The 24881-nt window shown below is 61.6% G+C and carries 22 protein-coding genes and 1 other RNA gene; 5 read left to right on the forward strand and 18 right to left on the reverse strand.

Translation table 11 applies throughout. The features are described from left to right. Positions 1-67 precede the first annotated feature (67 nt). Positions 68-2356 (reverse strand): 5-methyltetrahydropteroyltriglutamate--homocysteine S-methyltransferase, encoded by a 2289-nt coding sequence (gene metE, locus BHU62_RS17545; RefSeq protein WP_073533145.1) that lies wholly within the window; start codon positions 2354-2356, stop codon positions 68-70. Between the two features lie 90 nt (positions 2357-2446). Between metE and metR the strand changes: the two genes are divergently transcribed. Continuing rightward, a complete protein-coding gene (metR, locus tag BHU62_RS17550; protein ID WP_073533146.1) occupies positions 2447-3391 on the forward strand; it encodes an HTH-type transcriptional regulator MetR in 945 nt (314 codons plus the stop codon). Positions 3392-3426: 35 nt separating this feature from the next. Here the strand turns inward: metR and BHU62_RS17555 are convergent, their stop codons facing one another. Continuing rightward, positions 3427-4287 carry a carboxylate/amino acid/amine transporter gene (locus BHU62_RS17555; RefSeq protein WP_073533147.1) on the reverse strand — a complete coding sequence of 287 codons (861 nt, stop codon included), beginning with the start codon at positions 4285-4287 and terminating at the stop codon, positions 3427-3429. A gap of 151 nt (positions 4288-4438) precedes the next feature. Between BHU62_RS17555 and BHU62_RS17560 the strand changes: the two genes are divergently transcribed. Further along, positions 4439-4768 (forward strand): hypothetical protein, encoded by a 330-nt coding sequence (locus BHU62_RS17560; RefSeq protein ID WP_073533148.1) that lies wholly within the window; start codon positions 4439-4441, stop codon positions 4766-4768. Positions 4769-4922: 154 nt separating this feature from the next. On the opposite strand, the gene ugpQ is transcribed toward BHU62_RS17560, so the two are convergent. The 12 genes from ugpQ to BHU62_RS17620 form a co-directional block, all read right to left on the reverse strand. Further along, entirely contained in the window at positions 4923-5660 is a 738-nt protein-coding gene (ugpQ, locus tag BHU62_RS17565; RefSeq protein ID WP_073533149.1) for a glycerophosphodiester phosphodiesterase, read from the reverse strand. Beyond that, the gene (locus tag BHU62_RS17570; protein ID WP_073533150.1) at positions 5660-6730 is read right to left on the reverse strand and encodes a sn-glycerol-3-phosphate import ATP-binding protein UgpC; all 1071 of its coding nucleotides are present in this window, start codon (positions 6728-6730) and stop codon (positions 5660-5662) included. Before BHU62_RS17570 ends, ugpQ begins: the two co-directional genes overlap by 1 nt. A 5-nt stretch (positions 6731-6735) precedes the next feature. After that, positions 6736-7581 (reverse strand): sn-glycerol-3-phosphate ABC transporter permease UgpE, encoded by an 846-nt coding sequence (gene ugpE, locus BHU62_RS17575; RefSeq protein ID WP_073533151.1) that lies wholly within the window; start codon positions 7579-7581, stop codon positions 6736-6738. Next, positions 7578-8465, reverse strand: a complete 888-nt coding sequence (ugpA, locus tag BHU62_RS17580) for a sn-glycerol-3-phosphate ABC transporter permease UgpA (RefSeq protein ID WP_073533152.1) — start codon at positions 8463-8465, stop codon at positions 7578-7580. Before ugpA ends, ugpE begins: the two co-directional genes overlap by 4 nt. Before the next feature lie 82 nt (positions 8466-8547). Continuing rightward, a non-coding RNA gene (locus BHU62_RS17585) (sX9 sRNA) lies at positions 8548-8618 on the reverse strand. Between the two features lie 55 nt (positions 8619-8673). Next, the gene (ugpB, locus tag BHU62_RS17590; protein ID WP_073533153.1) at positions 8674-9993 is read right to left on the reverse strand and encodes a sn-glycerol-3-phosphate ABC transporter substrate-binding protein UgpB; all 1320 of its coding nucleotides are present in this window, start codon (positions 9991-9993) and stop codon (positions 8674-8676) included. 189 nt (positions 9994-10182) lie between these two features. Further along, complete coding sequence (locus BHU62_RS17595) at positions 10183-11370, reverse strand: PLP-dependent aminotransferase family protein (RefSeq protein WP_073533154.1); 1188 nt, start codon at positions 11368-11370, stop codon at positions 10183-10185. Positions 11371-11414: 44 nt separating this feature from the next. Beyond that, positions 11415-12116: a high-affinity branched-chain amino acid ABC transporter ATP-binding protein LivF gene (gene livF, locus BHU62_RS17600; RefSeq protein WP_073533155.1), complete on the reverse strand. Its 702-nt coding sequence runs from the start codon at positions 12114-12116 to the stop codon at positions 11415-11417. Between the two features lies 1 nt (position 12117). Then, the gene (livG, locus tag BHU62_RS17605; RefSeq protein ID WP_073533156.1) at positions 12118-12888 is read right to left on the reverse strand and encodes a high-affinity branched-chain amino acid ABC transporter ATP-binding protein LivG; all 771 of its coding nucleotides are present in this window, start codon (positions 12886-12888) and stop codon (positions 12118-12120) included. Further along, positions 12885-14168 (reverse strand): high-affinity branched-chain amino acid ABC transporter permease LivM, encoded by a 1284-nt coding sequence (locus tag BHU62_RS17610; protein WP_060441197.1) that lies wholly within the window; start codon positions 14166-14168, stop codon positions 12885-12887. Before BHU62_RS17610 ends, livG begins: the two co-directional genes overlap by 4 nt. Further along, positions 14165-15091: a high-affinity branched-chain amino acid ABC transporter permease LivH gene (gene livH, locus BHU62_RS17615; RefSeq protein WP_015376290.1), complete on the reverse strand. Its 927-nt coding sequence runs from the start codon at positions 15089-15091 to the stop codon at positions 14165-14167. The genes BHU62_RS17610 and livH overlap by 4 nt, the downstream gene beginning before the upstream one ends. 117 nt (positions 15092-15208) lie before the next feature. After that, positions 15209-16324 carry a branched-chain amino acid ABC transporter substrate-binding protein gene (locus BHU62_RS17620; protein ID WP_015376289.1) on the reverse strand — a complete coding sequence of 372 codons (1116 nt, stop codon included), beginning with the start codon at positions 16322-16324 and terminating at the stop codon, positions 15209-15211. 405 nt (positions 16325-16729) lie between these two features. Between BHU62_RS17620 and panM the strand changes: the two genes are divergently transcribed. The 3 genes from panM to BHU62_RS17635 are packed head-to-tail and all read left to right on the forward strand — an operon-like array spanning position 16730 to position 20398. Then, a complete protein-coding gene (gene panM / locus BHU62_RS17625; RefSeq protein WP_073533157.1) occupies positions 16730-17122 on the forward strand; it encodes an aspartate 1-decarboxylase autocleavage activator PanM in 393 nt (130 codons plus the stop codon). Then, on the forward strand, positions 17119-18336 hold the full coding sequence (locus BHU62_RS17630) for a DUF3142 domain-containing protein (RefSeq protein ID WP_073533158.1): 1218 nt from the start codon (positions 17119-17121) through the stop codon (positions 18334-18336). The genes panM and BHU62_RS17630 overlap by 4 nt, the downstream gene beginning before the upstream one ends. Positions 18337-18379: 43 nt before the next feature. After that, positions 18380-20398, forward strand: coding sequence for a hypothetical protein (locus BHU62_RS17635; RefSeq protein WP_088776067.1), 2019 nt, complete (start codon positions 18380-18382; stop codon positions 20396-20398). 64 nt (positions 20399-20462) lie between these two features. Here the strand turns inward: BHU62_RS17635 and rpoH are convergent, their stop codons facing one another. From rpoH to ftsY, 4 genes are all read right to left on the reverse strand, one after another. Beyond that, positions 20463-21320, reverse strand: coding sequence for an RNA polymerase sigma factor RpoH (gene rpoH / locus BHU62_RS17640; RefSeq protein ID WP_004934345.1), 858 nt, complete (start codon positions 21318-21320; stop codon positions 20463-20465). Positions 21321-21640: 320 nt separating this feature from the next. Further along, positions 21641-22594 carry a permease-like cell division protein FtsX gene (ftsX, locus tag BHU62_RS17645; protein WP_073533160.1) on the reverse strand — a complete coding sequence of 318 codons (954 nt, stop codon included), beginning with the start codon at positions 22592-22594 and terminating at the stop codon, positions 21641-21643. Beyond that, a complete protein-coding gene (ftsE, locus tag BHU62_RS17650) occupies positions 22584-23255 on the reverse strand; it encodes a cell division ATP-binding protein FtsE (protein WP_073533161.1) in 672 nt (223 codons plus the stop codon). The genes ftsX and ftsE overlap by 11 nt, the downstream gene beginning before the upstream one ends. 5 nt (positions 23256-23260) lie before the next feature. Next, positions 23261-24868, reverse strand: coding sequence for a signal recognition particle-docking protein FtsY (gene ftsY / locus BHU62_RS17655; RefSeq protein WP_073533162.1), 1608 nt, complete (start codon positions 24866-24868; stop codon positions 23261-23263). Positions 24869-24881 lie beyond the last annotated feature (13 nt).

The following is a 24881-nucleotide window of genomic DNA, read 5'->3' on the forward strand; positions in this document are numbered from 1 at the left end:
AGGGCGCCGAAGCGCCCAATCATCACACCAGTCAATCTATACGCGGCGGTTCATCCGCCGCACGGCATCACGCTTGCTCACGCAGGCGCTGCGCCGCCAGCACCATGTTGGCCAGCGACTGACGGGTTTCCGGCCAACCGCGGGTTTTCAGGCCGCAGTCCGGGTTGACCCACAGGCGCTCCGCCGGGATATTCTGCGCGGCTTTACGCAGCAACGCTTCGATCCATTCCACGCTCGGCACATTCGGCGAGTGAATGTCGTATACGCCCGGCCCGATTTCGTTCGGGTACTCGAACTCCTTGAAGGCTTCCAGCAGATCCATATCGGAACGCGAGGTTTCGATGGTGATCACGTCGGCGTCCAGCGCCGCGATAGAATCCATGATGTCGTTGAACTCGCAATAACACATGTGGGTGTGGATCTGGGTGTCATCCTGCGCCACGGCGGCGTTCAGTTTGAAAGCGTCCACCGCCCAGTTCAGGTACGCGGCCCAGTCGGATTGACGCAACGGCAACCCTTCACGCAGCGCAGGTTCGTCGATCTGAATGATGCCGATGCCGGCTTTTTCCAGATCCTCCACCTCGTCGCGCAGCGCCAACGCAATCTGTTTGGCGATCGCTTCGCGGGTCACGTCTTCACGCGGGAACGACCAGCACAGGATGGTCACCGGCCCGGTCAACATGCCTTTCACCGGCTTGTCGGTCAGCGACTGGGCGAATTTGGCCCATTCGACGGTGATGGCTTCCGGGCGGCTGACGTCGCCGATGATCACCGGCGGCTTCACGCAGCGGGAGCCGTAGCTCTGCACCCAGCCGTTCTGGGTAAACACGAAACCGTCCAGGTTCTCGCCGAAGTACTCCACCATATCGTTGCGCTCGGCTTCACCGTGCACCAGCACGTCCAGCCCGAGTCGCTCTTGCTCGACGATCGCCTGTTTAATGTGCTCGCCGATGCTGGTGCGGTAGTTGCTGCCGTCCAAACGGCCTTGTTTAAAGTCCAGACGCAGGCCGCGGATCTCGGTGGTCTGCGGGAACGAACCGATGGTAGTGGTCGGCCAAGCCGGCAGGTTAAAACGTTCACGCTGCGCCTTGGCGCGCTCGGCGTAAACACTTTGGCGTTCGCTATCCTGCGCGGTGATTGCCGCCAGACGGCGCTCGACCTGCGCATTATGAACGCGGCTCGACTGGCGCCGGGCGCGGATCGGCGCGCTGTAGGCGCCCAATTCAGCCTGCTTCGCCGCGTCAGGCGCGTTCAACGCCGAAGTCAGCAACGCCAGCTCGGCACATTTTTGCAGCGCGAAGGCAAACCAGCTCTTCATCTCTTCGTCCAGACGGCTTTCCACGCTCAGGTCGATCGGGCTGTGCAGCAGTGAACAGGAGGTGCCGATCCACAGCGCGCGGTTCCCCACCAGCGGCTGCAGACGCTCGAACCAGCGGCTCAGATCGGCGCGCCAAACGTTGCGGCCGTTGATCACGCCCAGCGACAGCAGCCAGTCTTTCGGCAATGCGGCGCTCAACGCGGCGATATCGTCATGGCCGGCGACCAGATCGACGTGCAACCCCTGTACCGGCAGCGTGCGCAGGGTGTTGAGGTTGTGGCCGACGCTGTCGAAGTAAGTGGTCAGCAGCAGCTTCACCCGCCCCTGCAACGCGTCATAAGCCGGTTTGAAGGCGTTCAGCCAGGCTTGCGGCAGCTCCAGCACCAGCGCAGGTTCGTCAATTTGTACCCACTCGACGCCGCGTTTCGCCAGCTCGGCCAGCACCTGCTGGTAAACCGGCAGGATGTCTTTCAGCAGCGACAGACGGTCGAACGGCTCGCCCTTCACCTTGCCCAGCCACAGATAGGTCACCGGGCCAAGCAGTACCGGCTTGATGTTATGGCCCAGCGCCAGCGCTTCGTCCACTTCGTCCAGCAGTTGGGTCCAGCCCAGTGTGAACTGCTGCCCTTGCTGGAATTCGGGCACCATGTAGTGGTAGTTGGTATTGAACCATTTGGTCATTTCCGCCGCGGCCGCCGGCTCGCCGGTCGGGGCGCGGCCACGGCCGATGCGGAACAGCGTGTCCAGATCGATCGAGCCATCCGCATTCTGATGGCGCGCCGGCACGTTGCCCAGCAGCAGGCTGGTCGTCAACACATGATCGTACCAGGCGAAATCGCCGACCGGCACCAAATCCACTCCGGCCTGCTGTTGCTGCTGCCAGTGACGAGCACGCAGCTCGCGGCCAACCGCCAACAGCTCTTCCTGCGTTGAGTTGCCAGCCCAGTAACTTTCCTGAGCTTTTTTCAGCTCACGTCGTAGCCCAACGCGAGGAAAACCCAGTGTGTGATTCAAAATTGCCATCGTCATATTCCCCATTTAGCCGTCCAGATGTTTACACATCCATAATCCGCAGGTACTGTATTAACCACAAGCGCAATTTATTCACTGTCACTGTGAAGGAATCTCATGATCGAACTGAAACATTTACGGACGCTGCAGGCCCTGCGCAACACCGGTTCGCTGGCGGGGGCGGCGGCCCAACTTCATCAGACGCAGTCTGCCCTGTCGCACCAGTTCAGCGATCTTGAGCAACGCCTGGGCTTCAAGCTGTTCGTTCGCAAGAGCCAGCCGCTGCGCTTCACCGCCCAGGGCGAGATCCTGCTGCAATTGGCGGAGCAGGTGCTGCCGCAGATCCAGCAGGCGCTGCAGGCCTGCCACGAACCGCACCAGACCACGCTGCGCATCGCCATCGAATGCCACAGCTGCATTCAGTGGCTGACGCCGGCGCTCGACAACTTCCGCCAGCGCTTCCCGCAGGTGGTGATGGACTTCAAATCCGGCGTCACCTTCGATCCGCAGCCGGCCTTGCAGCAGGGCGAACTGGATCTGGTGATGACCTCGGATATTCTGCCGCGCAGTGGTCTGCACTATTCGCCGATGTTCGATTTCGAGGTACGCCTGGTACTGGCGCCGGATCACCCGCTGGCCAGCAAGCCACATATCGAACCGGAAGATTTGAGCGATGAAACGCTGCTGATTTACCCGGTTCAGCGTCAGCGGCTGGATATATGGCGGCACTTCCTGCAGCCGGCGGGCGTCAATCCGGCATTGAAGAGCGTCGATAACACGCTGCTGCTGATCCAGATGGTCGCGGCGCGGATGGGGATTGCGGCGCTGCCGCACTGGGTGGTAGAAAGTTTCGAACGCCAAGGGCTGGTGGTGACTAAAACCCTGGGCGACGGCCTGTGGAGCCGCCTGTACGCCTCCGTGCGCGACGGCGAGCAACGCCAGGCAGTGACCGAAGCCTTTATCCGTTCGGCACGTCAGCACGCCTGCGATCATCTGCCGTTCGTGCGCGACGCCGCGCGCCCTGGCGCTACCGGCACCAAAGCGTTGGCGACCGGCGTATAAACGTTCAGGCCACCCGTATTGGGTGGCCTGAACGTTTAGCTGACCTGTTTCGGCGCCACCCAGCGGCGGTGCACCCACAGTGACGCGACAATCACCGCCCCGCCAATGATAAAGCTCGTCCAGTGCGGCTGCTGATGCCAGATGGCCAGATTGACCAGCAAACCGGCCGGCACATGCATATTATTCATGATGCCGAGCGTACCGGCATCCACCTGCGTCGCACCGTAATTCCACATGAAGTAGCCCAGCCCCGACGCCACCACGCCCAGCCAGATCAGCACGCCCCACTGCAGGTTGGTGGTCGGCAACTGCTGCGGGTTGCCCCACAGGAACCAGGCCACCACCGCCACCAGAGCGGCCCCCAGATAGAACCAGGAAAACGCGGTGTGCTGCGGCAGTGGATGCACTTCCATCAGGCGTTTATAGCCGACCATGCCAATGGCGAAGCTGATGTTTGTCGCCTGCACCAACAGCAGCCCCCACCAGAAGTGTTCGCTCAGTTGGTGATAGCGAATGATCGCCGCGCCCAGTACCGCCAACAGCGCGCTGAACACATAGCCCCAGCGCAGGCGCCGGCCGCTCAGCAAGTCGTAGATCAGCGTGATGTACAGCGGCGTCAGCACGGTGAACAGCAGGAACTCCGGCACCGTCAGATAAAGATAAGCGCGGAAGCTGAACAGGTACATGATGCCCAGCTGGAAGGCGCCCACCAGCATATACAGCAGGATCACTCTGGGTTTGATATTGCGCCAGCGCAGGAACGGCAGGAACACCAGAGCCGCCAGCCCGATACGCATCAGCGCCGAGAACCCGCTGTCGACATGGCCCGCCAGGTACTCGCCGATCAGGCTGAAAGAGAACGCCCACAGGATGGTGGTTATAACCAAAAGCAGCACGATGGGTTCATCCTAAAAAGACCGAAAGGGCGATTGTAACGGAAGATTCGCGCCACGGTGGCGAAAAGGCAGTTTACATTTGAGTGAAATACAAACTACCGGCAGGATTTCATCGCTGGGTTAGGCTTAATAAAAAGGCGAGGTGGCCATCATGAAAACTTCTCACATTCTGTTCGCCCTGCTGTTGCTGCCTGGGCTGGCCGCAGCGGCCAACGGCGTGACCGACCTGCGCTCACAGCAGCAGCTTCTTAACCAAAACAGCCAACAGGCGCAGCAACAGCGCCTGTTGAACAACCGGCAGAGGGATCAACGCCGCCAGCAGCAGCAGCGGCAGTTCGACAATCAGCGGCAACAGCTGCTGCAAACCGCGCCGAACGGCGGGCAATTGCTGCCCAACGGCAACCAACCGCGCGATCCGTTCAACCGCACCGCGCCGGCGGTGCCGCAGGCTCCGCTACCGGCTACACCCGCACGCCCATGACGGTAAGGAACAGCCCATAATCCAACGCGATCGGGACGAACAGCGGGAAAGACCGCACGATCTGGTGCCACAGTGACGGCATGCAACCAGGCATCACATTTCTTCCGGCGGTGCGACGGCAAGGTTTGCCGTCGCGGGATCCATCGGCGCCGGATTAGAAATCCGGGCCGATCAAATCTATCCGGTCGGTGCAAATGCAGTCCACGCCCCAGTCGAGCAGCAGGCGCGCACGATCCGGCTGGTTGACGGTATACACCAGAATGCGCAGCCCGGCGTCTTTCAACGCTTTTACCCGCTCGGCGGTCAGCTCCTGGTGATCGATATGCAGCGAGACGCAGTCCAGGCGTTCGGTCAGCTCGCGCCAGTTGTCGTCCCAGGTCTCCAGCAGCAGGCCGCGCGGCAAATCCGGCACGGTGCGCTGCGCAGCCGCCAGCGCTTCCACGGAGAAGGAGGAGAGCAGCGGGTCGGTCTGCCCTTGCCACAACAGCCGCGCCGCCAGTGCTACCACCCGCCCGGTTTCATCGTCGCTGCCGGTGGTCGGCTTGATCTCGATATTGGCCATCAGGCCGTGTTCCTGGCAGCGTTCCGCCACTTCCGACAACAGCGGCAGCCGCTCGCCCTTGAAGGCCGAGCTATACCAGTTACCGGCGTCCAGCTGCACCAATTTATCCCACGGCAGCTCGCCCGCCACGCCCCAGCCGTTACTGGTGCGATCCAGCGTGTCGTCGTGCAGCAGGAAAATTTGCCCGTCCTGCGCCAGCTTGGCGTCGAACTCGATCATCTTGTGGCCGTGACGCGCGCCGACGTCGATCGCTGCCAGGGTGTTTTCCGGCGCCAGAGAACCACCGCCGCGATGGGCGACAATATGGGGATAAGGCCAGGGTCTAGTCATCAATCCATCCGTAATCCGCTGTGGGTGTCAAAGAAGTGCAGCGCCTGAGCAGGCAGCTGCAAATATAGCGTACTGCCCGCCGCCGGCAAGGTTTCATGCGACAGCCGCGCGATCACCCCGTGGCCGCCCCACTGGCCGTGCGCCAGATTGTCGGCCCCCAGCAGTTCCAGCGTCTGCAGCTGCAGCGGCACTCCCTGGCCTTGCGCCACCAGCTGAATATGCTCCGGCCGAATGCCCAACGTCAACTGCCGCCCCGCCCACTGCGGTTTGGCCGCCGGCAACGGCAGCGCCATCCCGTCCGCCAGCAACAGCTGCCCACCGTCGGCACTGAGGGTGCCGGGCAGCAGGTTCATCGCCGGCGATCCGATAAAGCCGGCGACGAACAGCGAAGCCGGCCGCTGATACACGTCGCTCGGGGTGCCGATCTGCTCCGCCACGCCCTTGTTCATCACGATCACCCGCTGCGCCAGCGTCATCGCCTCCACCTGATCGTGGGTCACATACAGGCTGGTGGTTTTCAGACGGCGGTGCAGCTGTTGCAACTCCAGACGCATCTGCACCCGCAGCTTGGCGTCCAGGTTCGACAGCGGCTCATCGAACAGGAATACCGCCGGTTCGCGCACGATGGCGCGCCCCATCGCCACACGCTGGCGCTGGCCGCCGGAAAGCTCGCGCGGTTTGCGCTTGAGCAGCGGCTCCAGCTCCAGAATGCGCGCCGCTTCCTCCACCCGCTGGCGGATATGCTCTTTGCCGAAACCGCGGATCTTGAGGCCGTAGGCCATGTTGTCGTTCACGCTCATGTGCGGATAGAGCGCGTAGTTCTGGAACACCATCGCAATGCCGCGATCCTTGGGCTCCAGATCGGTCACGCGCCGGGTATCGATATAGATATCGCCGCTGGTGGTGCGTTCCAGCCCGGCCACCATGCGCAGCAGCGTGGATTTGCCGCAGCCGGACGGGCCGACCATCACGATGAATTCGCCGTCCGCCACATCGAGGTCGATCTGTTTGATCACCGGCGTTTTACCGTCGTAAGACTTGGTGACCGCCTGTAGTTTTAATCCTGCCATCGTCGTTATTTCTCGCTATCAACCAGACCGCGCACAAACCAGCGCTGCATCAGAAGCACCACCGCCAGCGGTGGCAATAAAGTCAGAATCATCGCCGCCATCACCTGGTTCCACTGGGTCGGCGCGCCGGAGGTGGAGATCATGCTCTTGATGCCCGCCACCGCAGTGCCCATCGAGGCATCGCTGGTGATCAGGATCGGCCACAGGTATTGGTTCCACCCGTAGATAAAGGTGATGACGAACAGCGCCGCCAGATTGGTTTTCGACAGGGGCAGCACGATGTCCCAGAAAAACCGCATCGGCCCGGCACCGTCGATGCGTGCCGCCTCCAGCAGCTCATCCGGCAGCGTCATGAAGAACTGGCGCAGCAGGAAGGTGGCGGTGGCCGAGGCCATCAGCGGCAGCGTCAGGCCGGTGTAGCTGTCCAGCAGGTTGAGGTTGGAGATCACCTCCACCGTCGGGAAAATACGCACCTCCACCGGCAACATCAGGGTGAGGAAAATCAGCCAGAAGAACAGGCTGCGCAGCGGAAAGCGAAAATACACGATGGCGTAAGCCGACAGCACCGACACCGCGATCTTGCCGAAGGTGATCGCCAGCGCCATGATCACGCTGTTCAGCAGCAGCAGCGAGAACGGCACCTTGAGGTTGCCCACCCCACCCAGCCAGATATTGCGGATGTTCTCCCACAGGTGGCCGCCGGGCACCAGCGTCATCGGCACCTGAAACACCTGCTTGTCGTCCAGCGTGGCGGCGACAAAGGCCACGTACAGCGGGAACAGCACCACCAGCACGCCGATAATCAGCACCACATGGCTGAAGATGTCCAGCCCGCGTCGATTCTCAATCATTGATAGCGCACCTTACGTTCAACGAAGCGGAACTGGATCACCGTCAGGCCGATCACCAGCAGCATCAGGATCACCGACTGCGCGGCGGAGCTGGAGAGATCCAGCCCGGCGAAGCCTTCGCGGTAGATCTTGTAGATCAACGTGGTGGTGGACTGCACCGGCCCGCCGCCGGTGGCGGCGTCGATCACCGGGAAGGTATCGAAGAAGGCGTACACCAGATTAACCACCAGCAGGAAGAAGCTCACCGGTGCGATCAGCGGCAGCACCAGATGGAAGAAGCGCCGCACCGGGCCGGCGCCGTCGATGGCCGCCGCCTCCACCAGCGAGCGTGGGATCGACTGCAGCGCCGCGAGGAAAAACAGGAAGTTATAGCTTATCTGCTGCCACACCGAGGCCAGCACCACCAGGAACATCGCCTGGCCGCTGTTTTGCGCATGGTTCCAGTTATAGCCCAGCCCGTTGAGGAAATGGGTGATCAGCCCCAAGCCGGGGTTGAACAGAAAGATCCACAGCACCGCCGCCACCGCCGGTGCCACCGCGTAGGGCAGGATCATCAGCGTGCGATAGAGGCGGCTGCCGCGCAGCACATAGTCCACCAGCGCGGCGAAGAACAGCGAAACCGCCAGCCCGATGCCCGCCACCAGGAAGCTGAAGATCAGCGTGGTGTAGAACGCGTCGAGGTAGTAAGGATCCTGGAACAGCTGCTTAAAGTTATCCAGCCCGACAAACTGGCTGGACAGGCCGAACGGATCGAGGCTCTGCACCGAATACCACAGCGCCTCGCCGGCGGGCCATAAAAAGAAGACGGCGGTAATCAGCAGCTGCGGCAGCACCAACGCATAGGGCAACCAGCTGCAGCCGAAACCGGGACGATGTGAGCTCATAATCTAGGACTCATGCAGACAAAAATGGCGAATCGGAGTGAAGCGAAATGCGGGAGCCAAAAGTCATGGCTTCAATAATTTCAGTTGACGTAGCGAGCGCCGCCAGATTGGGTGCGGACAGCGCACAGGACCCGGAGCGTACACGTAGTACGTGAGGAGTCCGAGCACTGTCCACTCCCAAGATGGCAAGCGCAGTAGTCAAATGGGATTATTGCGTCGATGCTTCGAAACGGCGCAGCAATACGTCCCCGCGCTGTACGGCGGCGTCCAGCGCCTGCTGAGGCGTTTTCTTGCCGGTCCACACGCCTTCCAGTTCCTCATCCACCACGCTGCGGATCTGCGGCATGTTGCCCAGGCGCAGGCCCTTGGTGAACGGCAACGGCGGCTTGTTCAGCATCTGGCGAGTGGCGACATCGGCACCCGGGTTCTTGTCGTAGAAGCCCTGCTGCTTGGTCAGATCGTAAGCCGCGGTGGTGATCGGCAGATAGCCGGTCTTCTGGTGCCATTCGGCGGCGATTTCCGGCTGCGCCAGGTACTGCAGGAACTCGGCCACGCCCTTGTAGGTGGCGGCGTCTTTACCGTTCATCACCCACAGGCTGGCCCCGCCGATGATGGCGTTCTGCGGCGCGTTTTTCGCATCGGCATCGTAAGGCATCATGCCAACGCCGTAGTTGAATTTGGCGTAGTGCTTGATGTCCGCCAGCGAACCGGAAGAAGCGGTGGTGATGGCGCAGTCGCCGTTATAAAACTTCTCGGTGGATTCGTCTTTGCGGCCGAAGTAGGTGAAATCACCCTTCTTGTTCATCGCCTCCAGCAGCTCGATATGCTTGACCTGCAGCGGCTTGTTGAACTCCAACTTGGCGCTGGTGCCGCCGAAGCCGTTGTTTTCGCTAGCGAACGGCACGCCGTGCCAGGCGCTGAAGTTCTCCAGCTGGATCCAGCCCTGCCAGCCGCTGGCATAGCCGCACTTCATGCCGGCCGCGCGCAGTTTGGCGGTATCCGCCGCCAGCTCCTGCCAGGTTTTCGGCGGCTGATCCGGGTTCAGGCCGGCCTTCTTGAAGGCGTCTTTGTTGTAGTACAGCACCGGCGTAGAGCTGTTGAACGGCTGAGACAGCAGATGGCCGCTCTTGTTGTCGGTGTAATAGCCGGCCACCGTCGGCACGAATACCGACTCGTCGAAGTTGATGCCGGCCTCTTTAAACACTTCATAGACCGGTTTGATGGCTTTACTGGCCATCATGGTGGCGGTGCCCACCTCGTAAACCTGCAGGATCGCCGGCGCCTTGCCGGAGCGGTAAGCGGCGATGCCCGCCGCCAGGCTCTGTTCATAGTTGCCTTTATAAACCGGCACAATCTTGACGTCGCTGTGCGACTGGTTGAAGCGATCCGCCAGGGAATCCACTTCTTTACCCAGTTCGCCTTCCATCGAATGCCAGAACGGGATCTCGGTCGCCGCCAGCGCCTGAGTGCTGACCGCCAGGGTCAACGCGACGCACAGCGTGGTTTTGCGAATAGCGTAGGTGAGCATGCCTAACTCCTGAAAAAAGCTGGTGTAAAAGCGCGTGAGCGAAAAGAATCAGTTTTTGTTCGGAAGCTAACATGCCATGCGCGGATGACAGAAAAATAACTAAAAAGTGACAGCCGCGTGACAGAAGGGTGAAGTGAAGATGGCGGTTTGATGTCGGCGGCGGGGCGATATGCTCCGCCGCCGCGAGGATTACAGCGAGCGGCGCAGACGCGCGACCGCCTCCTGCATCTGCTGTTCGGTGGCGGTGGCAAACGACAGACGGAAGGTCGAACGATCCGGGTTGTCGGAGAAGAAGTATTCCCCCGGCACGAACACCACGCCCTGCTGCAGGGTAGCGTTCAGCCATTCGGTGGCGTTGAACGGCTGGCGGAAACGCGCCCACAGGAACATGCCGCCCTTCGGCTTATCAAAGGTGATGTAGTCACCCAGCTCCTGCTCCACCAAACCGGCCAGGATCTCGCCCTTCTGTTTGTAGGCGGCGCGGATCTTGTCGATCTGCGCCGGCAGGCGGCCCAGGCCGAGGTAGCATTCGACGATGCTCTGCGACAACGCGCTGGCATGCAGATCCGCCGCCTGCTTGATGATCGCCACTTTATGCAGCAGGAACGGCGGCAGGATCGCCCAGCCCAACCGCAGGCCCGGCGCCAGGATCTTGGAGAAGGTCGAGGTATAGATGATGTGGTCGGTGTTGCCCAGCACCCGCTGCGACACCTGATGCAGCGTCGGGTGGCGCTCTTCGGTGAAACGCAGCTCACCGTACGGATCGTCTTCGATGATCAGGAAGTTATGTTCGGCGGCCAGCTTCACCAGCAGTTCGCGGCGCGAGGCGCTCAGGGTGATGCCGCTGGGGTTGCCGAAGTTCGGTACCACGTACACGCCCTTGATACGCTGGGTTTTCAGCAGTTCGGCCAGTTCTTCCACCACCATGCCGTCGCTGTCGGAAGAGACCGACATGATGTTGGCTTCCGCCAGTTCCAGCGTTTGCAGCGCCGCCAGGTAGGTCGGGCGCTCCACCACAAACACGTCGCCGGGGTTGACGATGGCGCGCATCACCAGATCCAATGCCTGCTGGGAGCCCGCGGTGACCATCACCTCTTCCGCCCGCGCGGTGACGCCACGCTCGGCGCACAGCGCGCAAATGCGCTCACGCAACAGCGGGCTGCCCTCGGTCAAGCCATACTGGAAGGCGCTTTTCGGCTGTTCGGTGATCGCCTGCTGGGTGGCGATGTTCAACCCTTCGAAATCGAACAGCGCATCAGAGGGGATGCCGCCCGCCAGCGAAATGACGTGTTCCATCTTGCTGTGCTTAAGCAATTCACGGATGGCAGAACTTTTTACGTTAACGATGCGCTGTGCGAGTAACCCTTCTGTCTTCATTTCTTCTTCTCGTACCTGATTATTTTAATTCGTAGGGGGGCGGATTAACCGCCCAGATACGCCGACCTCACTGCTTCGTTGGCTAGCAATGCAGCCCCCGTATCTTCCAACACCACGCGGCCGTTTTCCAGCACATAACCGCGGTCCGCCAATTTCAGCGCCTGATTGGCGTTTTGCTCCACCAGGAAGATGGTCATACCCTCTTCCCGCAGCTGCTGAATGATGTCGAAGATCTGCTGGATGATGATGGGCGCCAGCCCGAGCGAGGGCTCGTCGAGCAGCAGCAGCTTCGGCTGGCTCATCAGCGCGCGGCCGATGGCCAGCATCTGCTGCTCGCCGCCGGACATGGTGCCGGCGCGCTGGTTGCGGCGCTCCAGCAGCCGCGGGAACAGGTTGAACACCCGTTCGATGCGCTGTTGATACTGCCGGCGATCGGCGAAGAAGCCACCCATCGCCAGGTTTTCTTCCACCGTCATGCGCGAGAAGACCCGCCGCCCTTCCGGTACGATCGCCACCGCCTCGCGCATGATGCGCGAGGTTTGCCACTGGGTGATGTCCTGATCCTGAAAGACGATGCTGCCTTCGCTGGCGCGCGGCTCGCCGCACAGGGTGCCGAGCAGCGTGGTTTTACCGGCGCCGTTGGCGCCGATTAACGTCACGATTTCGCCCTGGCTTATCGTGAGACTGACCTGATGCAGCGCCTGAATTTTGCCGTAATGGGCGGATACCTGATTAAATGACAACATATTATTCTTCGCCCAAGTAAGCCCGGATCACGTCCGGGTTGTTGCGGATCTCCGCCGGTGTGCCCTGCGCCAGCGGCGTGCCCTGATTCACCACGTAAATGCGGTCGGAAATGCCCATCACCAGCTTCATGTCGTGCTCGATCAGCAGCACCGATACCTTATGCCGATCGCGCAGCTCGACGATCAGGTGATCCAGCTCGTCGGTCTCTTTCGGGTTGAGGCCGGCGGCCGGTTCGTCCAGCATCAGCAGCTCCGGCCGGGTCACCATGCAGCGGGCGATCTCCAGCCGCCGCTGCTGGCCGTAGGCCAGGTTGCCCGCCGAACGGTTGGCCATCTCCAGCAGGCCGACGCGCTCCAGCCACTCCGCCGCGCGCGCCAGCGCTTCGGCTTCGGCGCGGCGGAAGGCCGGGGTTTTCAACAGCCCGGCGAACACGCCGCTTTTCAGATGCTGATGCTGCGCCACCAGCAGGTTCTCAATCACCGTCATTTCACGGAACAGCCGCACGTGCTGGAAAGTGCGCACCACGCCCATGCGGGCGATGGCCTGCCCCGCCAACCCTTCCAGGTGGCGATCGCGCAATTTGATGGTGCCGCCGGTCGGGCGGTAAAAACCGGTCAGGCAGTTGAACACCGTGGTCTTACCGGCGCCGTTGGGGCCGATCAGCGACACGATTTCGCCTTCGTTCAGCGTCAACGCCACGTTGTTGACCGCCAGCAGCCCGCCGAAACGCATCGACAGGCCCTCCACCTGCAGTAAAGGTTGAGCGCTCATGCCTGCTCCCCCTTGCCCGCGTGAATGTCCGCCGCCTGCAGCTTCAGCTGCGGCCGCTTCATCGGCAACAGCCCCTGCGGCCGCCAAATCATCATCAGCACCATCAGCGCCCCCAGCAGCAACATGCTGTATTCATTCAGATCGCGCATCAGCTCGCGCGACACCACCAGCAGGATCGCCGCCAGAATGACCGCGAACTGCGAGCCCATGCCCCCCAGTACGACGATCGCCAGTACGAAGGCCGATTCGACAAAGGTGAAGGATTCCGGGCTGACGAAGCCCTGGCGCGCGGCGAACAGCGTGCCGGCAAACCCGGCGAAAGCGGCGCTGATGGTAAAGGCGGTCAGCTTGATGCGCGTCGGGCTGAGGCCCAGCGAACGGCAGGCGATCTCGTCTTCGCGCAGCGCTTCCCAGGCGCGCCCCAGCGGCATGCGCAGCAGGCGGTTGATGACGAACAGCGTCAGCACCACCAGCAGCAGCGCTACCAGGTACAGGAACACGATGCGATCGCTCGGATCGTATTTCAGACCGAAGAAGTTATGGAAGGTATCCCAGCCGCCGTCGCGCACGCTGCGGTTGAACTCCAGGCCGAAGAAGGTCGGTTTCGGGATCTGGCTGATGCCGTTCGGCCCGCCGGTGATCTCGGTATTGTTCAGCAGCAGGATGCGCACGATCTCACCGAAGCCGAGCGTCACGATCGCCAAATAGTCGCCGCGCAGCCGCAGCACCGGGAAACCGAGCAGGAAGCCGAAGGCGGCGGTGACGATGCCCGCCAGCGGCAGGCTCTCCCAGAAGCCGAGGCCGTAATAGTGATTCAGCAGCGCGTAGGTGTAGGCGCCGATGGCATAAAAACCGCCGTAGCCGAGCACCAGCAGACCCGACAGGCCCACCACCACGTTGAGGCCGAGGCCCAGCATCACATAGATCAGCGTCAGGGTGGCGATATCCACCGTGCCGCGCGACACCAGGAACGGCCAGGCGACCGCCGCGACGATGAGCAGAGCCGCCAGCAGCTTTTGCCGCGGCGTGGTGCCGTCAAAGCTCGGCAGCACGAACGCCGGGCCGGAGACTTTTTTCAATCCCTGCTGCAGCAGCGGGCGCAACAGCTGGAAGAAAAAGACGATGACGCAGCCGATGCCGATCCACATCCAGCGCACTTCCGCCGCGCCGTGCACCACCAGTTTGGTACCGTCCAGGCTGAGCTGCATGCCCATCAGGAACGACGCCATCACGAACAGCACCGCCGTGGCGATCAGCGCGTTGAGCAGATTGAGTTTCATACTTTCTCAACCTCCGGACGCCCGAGAATGCCGGTCGGCATGATCAGCAACACCACGATCAGCAACGCGAACGACACCACGTCTTTGTATTCGGTGCTGAGGTAAGCGGAGGTCAGCGCTTCCGCCACGCCCAGCACCAGGCCGCCGATCATCGCACCGGGAATGCTGCCGATACCGCCCAGCACCGCGGCGGTGAAGGCTTTCATACCGGCCATAAACCCGATGTAAGGGTTGATGACGCCGTAGAACTGGCCGAGCAACACCCCGGCCACCGCCGCCATCACCGCGCCGATGACGAAGGTCAGCGAGATCACCCGGTCAGTGTTGATGCCCAGCAGGCTGGCCATCTTCAGATCTTCCGCACAGGCGCGGCAGGCGCGGCCCATGCGCGAATAGCGGATAAACAGCGTCAGCGCCAGCATCGCCAGGAAGGTCACGAGCCAGATGGTCAGCTGCATGGTGCTGATGGTGGCGGCGAAGCCGTTGCTTTCCCCCAGCACCCACTGGCCGGTAACCAGGCTGGGCAGCGCCAGATCGCGTGAGCCTTGCGTCAGGCTGACGTAGTTTTGCAGGAATATCGACATGCCGATGGCCGAGATCAGCGCAATCAGGCGCTTGGAGTTGCGCACCGGCTTGTAGGCCACCCGCTCGATGCTCCAACCGTAGGCGCTGGCGATGACGATCGAGACCAGAAACGCGGCGCCGATCAGCAACCAGCCAACGTCGATGCCGAGCATCATCAGGGCGGCGATGACGATAAAGGAGACATAGCTGCCGATCATGTACACCTCGCCGTGGGCGAAGTTGATCATGCCGATGATGCCGTAAACCATGGTGTAACCGATGGCGATCAATGCATAGGTGCTGCCCAACGTTAAGCCGTTGAACATCTGCTGCAGAAAATAGAGGAGCTGCTCTGACATACTCTGAACCCTTGGCTGCGAAACCCGCCGGCGGAGAACTGGCGGGTAAAGGGAGACGGGGCCGGCAAGCCGACCCGCCGGGCGCAGCGGGCTGCGCCCCACCCTAATCATTATGGCTTATTTGATCGGTGTGGACGTGCCGTTGGCATGCCACTCGAACACGCCGAACTCGAAGCCTTTCAGGTCGCCCTTGTCATCCCAGCTCAGCGGCCCCATCACGGTATCTACCGGCTTGCCGGTTTTCAGATCCTTGACGATATCCGCCGGCTCTTGGCTGCCGCTGCGCTCCATGCCGGTAGTCAGCGACTGCAGCGCGGCATAGGTGGTCCAGACGAACGGGCCGGTCGGATCCAGCTTCTTGGCTTTCAACGCATCGACGATAGGCTGGTTGGCGGGCACCTGATCGTAGCGTTTCGGCAGCGTCACCAGCATGCCTTCCGAAGCGGCGCCGGCGATGTTGGACAGCGAGGAGTTGCCCACGCCTTCCGGCCCCATGAAGCGAGTGGTCAACCCGGCCTGTTTGGCCTGACGCAGGATCTGGCCCATTTCCGGGTAGTAACCGCCGAAGTAAACGAAGTCGATATTCTCTTTCTTCAGGCGCGCCACCAGGGTGGAGAAGTCTTTGTCGCCGGCGGTGATGCCTTCGAACATCGCCACTTCGGTGCCCTGTTTTTTCAGGCTGTCGCGCACCGAGCGGGCCAGGCCTTCACCGTATTGCTGCTTGTCGTGCACCACGGCGATGCGTTTCGGCTTGATGTCGCTGAGGATGTATTTGGCGGCGGTCGGGCCCTGATCCGAGTCCAGGCCGGTGGTACGCAGGATCATCTTGTAGCCGCGGGTGGTCAGATCGGCGTTGGTGGCCGCCGGGGTAATCATGATCACGCCTTCGTCTTCATAGATATCGGACGCCGGCTGGGTGGACGAGGAGCACAGATGGCCGATCACGTAGCGAATGCCGTCGTTGATCACCTTGTTGGCGACCGCAACCGCCTGTTTCGGGTCGCAGGCGTCGTCGTATTCCACGCCGACCAGCTTGTCACCCTTGATGCCGCCCTTGGCGTTGATGTCGGCAATCGCCTGGCGCGCGCCGGTAAACTCCATGTCGCCATACTGCGCGACCGGGCCGGACATCGCCCCGACGATCGCCACCTTGATGTCTTTCGCCATCGCCGCCTGGCTCATGGCCATCGCAATACAACCCGCCAGCAGTGCCTTACCTGTTGTTAATTTCATCCGCAAATCCCCATCTGTCGTTGTGAACGTACCTGTTGTGTTTGCCTGCGCCCGATCGTTATTGACCGCTTTTGTTATAAGTAATAATGATTTAGGCGTTTTGTCGGCATTATTTTCTAATAAGACTTTATTTTTCATGTCATTAAACAGGAATTTTCTTCTGCAAATCAACTTCATCCGGCAGAAACAAGCGGTGTAAACAGGATAAAATTCGAATTAAATCTGCGCTGTTTACCTTGAGGCGCAGCGCGTTGTGCTGGTTAACAATCCGTTTACTAACTATTTACTCGGAAAATGCCCCGTGCAAAAAACATATTGCACAGTAATCGTACAGAAAAACTTACACAACGCTCTGCACAAGATCTATTACACTGTCGGCATCATTTAGCTGCGCGGAAATTCTGCATGAAACTGACCATCGAGCGCCTGACCGCGCTGTCCCCGCAAGACATTATCGACCTCGGTAAAATTTGGCCGCATCAGCAGCCGGAACAGTGGCAGAGCTGGTTGAGCGACGGCAAGGCACTGTTCGCCGCCCGCTTTAACGAGCGCCTGCTGGGCGCGGTGAAGATCACGCTGCAGGGCGATCGCGCCGAGCTGCAGGATTTACTGGTGCGCGAAGTGACGCGCCGCCGCGGCGTCGGCCTCTATCTGGTGCAGGATGCGCAGCGTCAACTGCCGCAGATCGCCCACTGGCAGCTGTCGACCGCCGGCCTGGCGCCCCGCGAACGTGGGGAAGTCGATAACTTCATGCGCGCCTGCGGCTTCGCACCGCAGGGCGATCTCTGGCAAAAATGAAACGCCGGCTGGCGGCGCTGGTCTTGATCGCGCTGGGGCTGGCGGCCACGTTCCTCGGGCGCCAGCAGGCGCTGCGCCTGGCCTCAGGCTGGGATCAGCAGGTTTATGTCTGGCAGCGGGTTTGGACGCCGCAACACGCCGATGCGCTGGCGCACAGCCGCGATCTGTTCACCGGCCTGCGGGTGCTGGCGTTGCAGGTGCATCCGCGCGAGGGCTGGCGGGAGATCCCGGCCGATCTCAGCCTGCTGAAGCAGGACGGCCGCCCGCTCTGGCTGGTGGCGCGTCTTGACGGCCAGCTGCCGCAGCTGGACCAAACGGCCATTATCCAACGTCTGCTGGAACTCACCCAACGCTGGCAGGCGGCCGGGCTGCCCGTCACCGGCGTCGAGATCGACCATGACGCCGCCACCGCCCGTCTGCCGGACTACCAACGTTTTCTGCACCGGCTGCGCCAACGGCTGCCCGCTGCTTTGCAGCTCGGCATCACCGCCCTGCCCACCTGGATCGGCTCGCCCGACCTGCCCGGCCTACTGCAGCAGGCCGACAGCTCAGTCCTGCAGGTACATGCGGTGCTCTCGCCGCAGCAAGGGCTGTTTGACGGCCCATTAGCACTGCGCTGGGTGCGGCAGTACGCCGCCGTCACGCCGAAGCCGTTTCGCGTCGCGCTGCCGGCCTACGGCATGGCGCTGCTGGGGTTTGATGCACAGGGCGCGCAGGTGGAGAGCGAATCCTCGCTGCGCGTGGCGGGCAACGGCCGTGAGCTGACGGTCGCGCCGCAGCAGATCGCCGATTTTCTGCAGACGCTGGCGCAGTTAACGCCACCCCGGCTGCGCGGCGTGATTTGGTTCCGACTGCCGCTGGCGGACGATCGGCGCGCCTGGTCGCTCGCCACGCTGCGAGCGGTGATCGAACGGCGGCCGCTAGACGTCGACTGGCAGGTAAAATTTAGGCCTCAGCCACAGCAAAACGGGCTGTATGACCTGATAATTCATAACAACGGGCCGGTGGACGCCCCGCTGCCGCAAGAGGTCGTCATCCGCGCCGACGACTGCCTGGCGGCGGACGCGGTCGGCAACTACCGGCTGGAATCCGCTCCTCAACGGCAGCGTTTTATCCGCATCAGCGGCGATCAGCTGCGCGCCGGGCAATCCCGGCCGCTGGGCTGGCTGCGCTGCCAACAACTGACGCCAGGAGGCACCCTTGTCACACCTTGATACGCGCGCGGCACGGAACACCCGCCGCCTTCTTCCGCTGGCCATGCTGGTCGGCGCCGCGCTGGCACTGCCGCTGAATGGCTATGCCTGCGGCCCGGATTTCCCTAACCGACTGCTGATCGACCGCAACGGCACCCTGCTGTATATGCCGGAGGGCAATTTCGCTTTCGAAGCCGGCCGGCTGGTGCCGACGGATAAACAGTTGCCGCACTGGCAAGCCCCGCCGCCGCCAATGCCGCCGAAACCGATGCCGCTGTCGCCGGAAACGGTGGCGATCGGCAAAATGCGCGCCGCCAAGACCGTGGAAGAGGCCGACGCCGTCAATACGCAGGGGTTGTCCAATGCCGCGCGTCTTTATCAACTGGGCGCCGTCGCTTTCGCCAGCCACGATCCGCGCGCCACAGACTATTTCCAGCAGGTGCTGAAGCTCCCGGCCGCCGAGCAAGGCGACTGGGGGCTACGAGCACAGTATTCACTTGGACGGGTGTTGATGAATGACCACGGCACGCCAGTGAATGAATCCGGTGAGCCGGCCCCCGCCGCCGAACATCCGCCGAAAGCCGAACTTGAGCAGGCGCTGGCGGCATTCCAGCAGGTGATCGATCGGGTGAAAAGTGGCGCAGCCGATCCCGACCAGCTGGCGCTAAGCAGCCTCGGGCAGCAGGCGCGTATCCACCTGTGGCTGGGTGACGTCGCCCCCGCCGCCCACCTGTACGCACAACAGGCGGCGCAGGGCGATCCAAGCGGCGGGCAGTCGCTGCAGTTCGTCTCCAGCTATCTGGTCAATCCCGGCCATCTGGAAACGCTGAAACAGGTTATCGGCGATCCCTTGATCCAGCAGTTGGTGACCATTGAGTTGTTCGCCCGCAGCGGCAATCTGCAAATGGCGGATACCGACGGCAACGGCCGCTCCACGCAGATCATCAGCCAGATCCTGACGCTGCTGGACGGCACGGTGAAGAACGGCTTCGCCGGCAGCGATCGGCTGGCGGCATTGGCCTACCGTTCCGGGCAATACCCGATGGCGGCCAGCCTGCTGAAAAATGCCGGTGACAGCGGCCTCGCCTGGTGGCTGCGCGCGAAAATGGCGCTGCGTGACGGCGACGTGAAAGCCGCCACCGCCGCCTACGCCAAAGCGGCAAGCGCGTTCCCCGCCGACGAAAGCTGGGGCGAGCAGCGCAATGCAGACTTCGTCGCGGAAACCATCGTGCCCGAGTGCCGAGTGGCCGGCGAACAGGCGATCCTGGCGCTGAACCGCGGCGACTATCTGCAGGCGATGGACCTGCTGTATCGCGGCAAGGCGATCTACTGGGCCGACGTGGCCGATGTGGCGGAACGGGTGCTGACCGTCGATGAGTTGAAAAGCTTTGTCGATAAGCACGCCCCGGCGCCGACAACGCCGCTGAAGCCGGTTAACCCCGACGACTACGGTGGCCAGCAGATCACGCCGGAAGTGCAGCTGCGCGAACTGCTGGCACGGCGGCTGATGCGCGCCGGACGGGCGCCGGAGGCGTTGGCCTACTTCGATATTCCCAACTACCGGCAGGCGGCGCAGCAGTACGCCGACGAGCTGAAGGCCGCCAAGGACAAATCCGCCGCGCCGCTGACGCGCGCGCAGGCTTACTATCGCGCCGCCAACCTGCTGCGCGCTCAGGGGCTCGAATTTACCGGCTACGAGATGACGCCGGACTACGCCATCTATGGCGCCGGCTATTCCTATCTGGGGGATGCGTTCGATACTCGCGAGCTGAAGCATAAAAGCTGGATCGACAGCGCGGAAGCGGCGCGCGCCAAGGCGGCGTTGCCGGCGCAGGACAACCGTTTCCTGCACTATCGCTGGCAGGCAGTGGGGTTGGCGCAACAGGCGGCCGATCTGCTGCCGCCGAAAAGCCAAGCCTACGCCGCCGTGCTGTGTAACGCCGCCAGCTGGGTTATCAAGCGCGACGCCAAGACCGGCCGGGCGCTTTATCAGCGCTATATCAACACCGGCACCCGCTACCCCTGGGCCGCCAAATTCGGTTACGACTGCCCGGCGCCAGATTTCGCCGCCGTGGCGCCATAACGCCGAATTTCAGGCACTAAAAAGCCCGGCTTGCCGGGCTTTTTTTATCGAATATCGTCTCGACTCAGGCTTCGATCGCCATTTTCAGTTTCTTCATGGCGTTCTTTTCCAGCTGGCGCACGCGCTCCGCGGAAACGCCGTACTGATCGGCCAGTTCCTGCAGCGTCGACTTGTTGTCGTCGTCCAGCCAACGGGCGCGGATGATATGCTGGCTGCGCTCGTCCAGACCTTCCAGCGCATAGGCCAGTTTGTCTGCGGCGTTGCTTTCCCAGTTATCTTCCTCGATGCCTTCGGCGAAGTCGGAACTCTTGTCCTGCAGGTACAGCACCGGCGCCATCGACTGGCCGTCGCGGGCCTCGTCATCCGGAGTCGGATCGAAAGTCATGTCCTGCGCCGCCATGCGAGACTCCATCTCGCGCACGTCTTTGCTGGTTACGCCCAGCTCACGGGCCACCAGTTCCACTTCGTCCTGGTTGAACCAGCCCAAACGCTGTTTGGTTTTGCGCAGGTTAAAGAACAGCTTGCGCTGCGCTTTGGTGGTCGCCACTTTCACGATGCGCCAGTTGCGCAATACATACTCGTGGATTTCCGCCTTAATCCAATGCACCGCAAAGGAAACCAGACGCACGCCGACTTCAGGGTTGAAGCGGCGAACGGCTTTCATCAGGCCGATGTTGCCTTCCTGAATCAGGTCCGCCTGCGGCAGACCATAGCCTGAATAATTGCGGGCAATATGAGCGACAAAGCGCAGGTGAGACAGGATGAGCTGCTTAGCGGCATCCAGATCGCCCTGATAATGCAGCCGTTCAGCCAGCTCCCGCTCTTCCTCTGCCGTCAGCATCGGATAGGCGTTGGCTGCTCGGATATAGGCTTCCAAGCTGCCTTGGGGTACTAAGGCTAAAGTTTGCATTTCTTTGGTCATTCAAACCCTCTCTATTGAGAATACAAAATCATGCAGGTGATTATTACAGCGGGGAAATGATTGATTCTACGGCAGTTGCTGAAGCAAAAGCGGTTCCACTCGCCGGGCACCTTAACATTTGCTGCAATTTTTGACCGTACTCCGCCCTATAAGTTCACCCTTTTTTTGACCGCATTGTTGCTGACAATACGTGACGAAGGTGCAGGCCGATAGGGAATTTGTGCGCTAAGAAGAGAGGTATGGTGCTGACTTCGCTTGAGGTCACTCTTCTCCCGCAACGCGATCAAAAAGCAGCAGGAGAAGAGTATACCAAAAAAATCTTACTGTGGTGTAAATCGGCGTAAATGTTGCACGGTCGCCAGCCAGGCGGCGATCCAACCGATCATCGCGGAGATGATCAGCAGCAACAGCGCCTCGTCCCAGCCCAACCCGTGCAGGGCAAAGGCTGTGCCGAACACTTTGGCCACGCCGGCCACCACCGACTCCAGCTGCCACACCAACGCACCGGACAGCACCAGCGACAGCAGCGCACCGGCAAAGCCCAGCATCGCTCCGCCGTTGAGGAACGGCCGCAGGATAAAGCCATCGGTGGCGCCGATCAGCTTCATCACGTTGATGGTATCGCGGCGGCTGAAGATGCTCAGACGCACGCTGTTGCCGATCACCAGGAACACCGCCACGATCATCAACACGCCGATGATCGCCGCGATCTGGCCCACCAGCCCGGTCAGCGCCGCCAGGCGGGCGAACCAGCTGTCATCCATACGCACTTCTTCAACGCCCTGCACCGCCGCCACGCGATCGCGCAGGGTGTTGAGGGTGTCCGAACTCTGGAAATTCAACTTCGGTGTAACGATCGCCACCGCCGGCAGCGGGTTCTCTTCCAGCATGTCCAGCGCGCCGCCAAAGCCCGACCAATTGCGGAACTCACCGCGCGCTTCTTCGCGCGACAGGTAGTGCACCTTCTCCACCCCGGCTTCCGCCTTAATGGCGTCGAGCACTTTTAGCGCCGCATCGTCGTCGAGCGATTTATCCAGATAGACCGTCAGCTGCGGCGTTGGGTACCACTGGCTGGCCGCGGTGCTGACGTTTTTCCAGACGATGTAGCACACGCTCGGCAGCGTCAGGGAAATGGCGATCACCATCACCGTCAGCAGCGTCGCCAACGGTTGGCGCAGCATGTCCTTGATGGCGTTCATCCAGGCGTAACGCCACTGTTCGCGCCAGCCGCCGCGCAGCGCTTTGCTCTTGGCGGTTTTTGCGTTATTGGCCATGGTGAGCGCCTCCCAGCATACGGCCCTGACTCAGCGTCAGGATGCGGTAATTACGGCGGGCGATAAGCCCGGTATCGTGCGTCGCCATCAACACCGTGACGCCGACGCGGTTGAATTCTTCAAACAGGCGCAGAATGCCTTCGGACAGCGCGTCGTCCAGGTTGCCGGTCGGTTCATCCGCCAGCAGCACCGCCGGTTTGTTCACCACCGCGCGGGCGATGCCCACGCGCTGCTGCTCACCGCCGGACAGCTGAATCGGGAAGTTCTTCGCTTTATCCAGCAAACCGACCTTATCCAACGCGGCGGAGACGCGGCGGCGGATGTCTTCGGTACTGGCGCCGGCGATGATCAGCGGCATCGCCACATTGTCATAGACCGTGCGATCCAGCAGCAAATGGTGATCCTGGAAAATCATGCCGATCTGCCGACGCAGGAACGGCACCTCGCGGTTTTTCAAACGACTGATGTCGTGACCGCCAAACCAGATGTGGCCGGCGCTGGGCCGTTCGATGCCACAAATCAGTTTCAGCAGGGTACTTTTCCCCGCGCCGGAATGGCCGGTCAGAAACGCCATTTCCGCCGGGCGCAGATGGAAATCAACCCCCTGCAGCGCTTGCCGTCCGCCCAGATAAGCTTTACTGACCTGTTCAAAGCGAATCATCCGTATTAATCCTCTCGGGCAAAAAGTGCCTCAATAAAATCGTCAGCCTTAAACGGCCGCAAATCTTCGATGCCTTCCCCGACGCCGATATAGCGAATCGGGATACCGAACTGATCGGCGATGGCGAAGATCACCCCACCCTTGGCGGTACCGTCCAGTTTAGTCAGCGTGATGCCGGTTAAGCCCACGGCTTCATTAAATAATTTCGCCTGACTGACGGCATTCTGCCCGGTGCTGGCATCGAGCGTCAGCATAACCTCATGGGGGGCCTGGTCGTCCAGTTTTTTCATGACCCGGACAATCTTCTTCAGCTCTTCCATCAGGTGCGATTTGTTCTGCAGACGGCCGGCGGTATCGGCGATCAACACGTCGATGCCGCGCGCCTTGGCGGCCTGCACCGCATCGAAGATCACCGAAGCGGAATCCGCGCCGGTATGCTGCGCCACCACCGGAATGCGGTTGCGTTCGCCCCATACCTGCAGCTGTTCCACCGCTGCGGCGCGGAAGGTATCCCCCGCCGCCAGCATCACCGACTTGCCTTCCGCCTGGAACTGACGCGCCAGCTTACCGATGGTGGTGGTTTTACCCACGCCGTTCACGCCGACCATCAGGATGACATACGGCGCTTTCCCGCTGACATCCAGCGGCTGATCGACCTTGGCCAGAATTTCGGACATTTCCTCCTTCAGCTTGCCGTACAGCGCCTCGGCATCTTTCAGCTGCTTGCGGCTGGCGTGCTGGGTCAGGGAGGTGATGATCTTGCGCGTGGTGTCCACGCCGACATCGGCGATCAACAGCTGCTCTTCCAGCTCGTCGAACAGGTCGTCGTCGATCTTTTTACCGCGGAACAGCCCCATAAAGCCGGAGCCGAGGTTTTGCTTGGTCTTCAGCAGGCTGCGCTTCAGGCGGGCGAAGAAGCCCTCTTTGGTCGGGCGCTCCTGCTCTTGCGCAGCAACCGGCGCCACCGGTTCAGGTTCGACGACTGGCTCTGGCTCAACAACTGGCTCTGGCTCAACGACCGACTCCGGCTCAACCACCGGCTCTGGCTCAACCACCGGTTCGGGTTCGACGATCGGCTCCGGCTCAACCACCGGTTCAGGTTCGACAACCGGCTCGGGTTCGACGATCGGCTCCGGCTCAACCACCGGTTCGAGTTCGACAACCAGCTCCGGCTCAACCACCGGCTCGGGTTCGACGACCGGCTCCGGCTCAACCACCGGCTCGGGTTCGACAACCGGCTCCGGCTCAACCACCGGTTCGGGTTCGACGATCGGCTGATGCTGCGCCACTACCTGCTCGGTCACGCTGGCAATCTCTTCGGCTAACGCTTGCGGCGCCGCCGGATGTTCAGCCACCGCCGGCACGTTTTCCGCGATTTGTTCACCGGCCTGGCCGTTATCCCATTCCCCCGGGGTCTCGACGGAGGCGGCAGGTTCAGATTCCTGGGCGGGGAGCTTGTCGTCCAGCTTGGCGGCAGCCGGTTCAGCCGGCGTCTCCGCTGCCTGAGGTTCTGCCTGCTCTACCGGCTGCTCAGGTTGCTGCTGCTCTTCTTCCTTTTCCTTCTGGCCAAAGCCCAGCCAGGAGAAAAACCCACGTTTCTTATCTTTTGCCATGTTATGACTCTAC

Origin of the sequence: Serratia marcescens, from assembly GCF_001902635.1 — a bacterium.
Taxonomy (GTDB): Bacteria; Pseudomonadota; Gammaproteobacteria; order Enterobacterales; family Enterobacteriaceae; genus Serratia; species Serratia marcescens_F.

Bases quoted from the DNA above. Each gene is read 5' to 3' on its own strand.
- rpoH (WP_004934345.1), bottom strand. From the start codon at position 21,320: ATGACCAAAGAAATGCAAACTTTAGCCTTAGTACCCCAAGGCAGCTTG.
- BHU62_RS17570 (WP_073533150.1), bottom strand. From the start codon at position 6,730: ATGGCAGGATTAAAACTACAGGCGGTCACCAAGTCTTACGACGGTAAA.
- BHU62_RS17630 (WP_073533158.1), top strand. From the start codon at position 17,119: ATGAAACGCCGGCTGGCGGCGCTGGTCTTGATCGCGCTGGGGCTGGCG.
- livF (WP_073533155.1), bottom strand. From the start codon at position 12,116: ATGTTGTCATTTAATCAGGTATCCGCCCATTACGGCAAAATTCAGGCG.
- ftsY (WP_073533162.1), bottom strand. From the start codon at position 24,868: ATGGCAAAAGATAAGAAACGTGGGTTTTTCTCCTGGCTGGGCTTTGGC.
- BHU62_RS17620 (WP_015376289.1), bottom strand. From the start codon at position 16,324: ATGAAATTAACAACAGGTAAGGCACTGCTGGCGGGTTGTATTGCGATG.
- metR (WP_073533146.1), top strand. From the start codon at position 2,447: ATGATCGAACTGAAACATTTACGGACGCTGCAGGCCCTGCGCAACACC.
- ugpA (WP_073533152.1), bottom strand. From the start codon at position 8,465: ATGAGCTCACATCGTCCCGGTTTCGGCTGCAGCTGGTTGCCCTATGCG.
- BHU62_RS17595 (WP_073533154.1), bottom strand. From the start codon at position 11,370: ATGAAGACAGAAGGGTTACTCGCACAGCGCATCGTTAACGTAAAAAGT.
- panM (WP_073533157.1), top strand. From the start codon at position 16,730: ATGAAACTGACCATCGAGCGCCTGACCGCGCTGTCCCCGCAAGACATT.
- livH (WP_015376290.1), bottom strand. From the start codon at position 15,091: ATGTCAGAGCAGCTCCTCTATTTTCTGCAGCAGATGTTCAACGGCTTA.
- BHU62_RS17610 (WP_060441197.1), bottom strand. From the start codon at position 14,168: ATGAAACTCAATCTGCTCAACGCGCTGATCGCCACGGCGGTGCTGTTC.
- BHU62_RS17560 (WP_073533148.1), top strand. From the start codon at position 4,439: ATGAAAACTTCTCACATTCTGTTCGCCCTGCTGTTGCTGCCTGGGCTG.
- ftsE (WP_073533161.1), bottom strand. From the start codon at position 23,255: ATGATTCGCTTTGAACAGGTCAGTAAAGCTTATCTGGGCGGACGGCAA.
- metE (WP_073533145.1), bottom strand. From the start codon at position 2,356: ATGGGGAATATGACGATGGCAATTTTGAATCACACACTGGGTTTTCCT.
- BHU62_RS17635 (WP_088776067.1), top strand. From the start codon at position 18,380: ATGCTGGTCGGCGCCGCGCTGGCACTGCCGCTGAATGGCTATGCCTGC.
- ugpB (WP_073533153.1), bottom strand. From the start codon at position 9,993: ATGCTCACCTACGCTATTCGCAAAACCACGCTGTGCGTCGCGTTGACC.
- livG (WP_073533156.1), bottom strand. From the start codon at position 12,888: ATGAGCGCTCAACCTTTACTGCAGGTGGAGGGCCTGTCGATGCGTTTC.
- ugpE (WP_073533151.1), bottom strand. From the start codon at position 7,581: ATGATTGAGAATCGACGCGGGCTGGACATCTTCAGCCATGTGGTGCTG.
- ugpQ (WP_073533149.1), bottom strand. From the start codon at position 5,660: ATGACTAGACCCTGGCCTTATCCCCATATTGTCGCCCATCGCGGCGGT.
- ftsX (WP_073533160.1), bottom strand. From the start codon at position 22,594: ATGGCCAATAACGCAAAAACCGCCAAGAGCAAAGCGCTGCGCGGCGGC.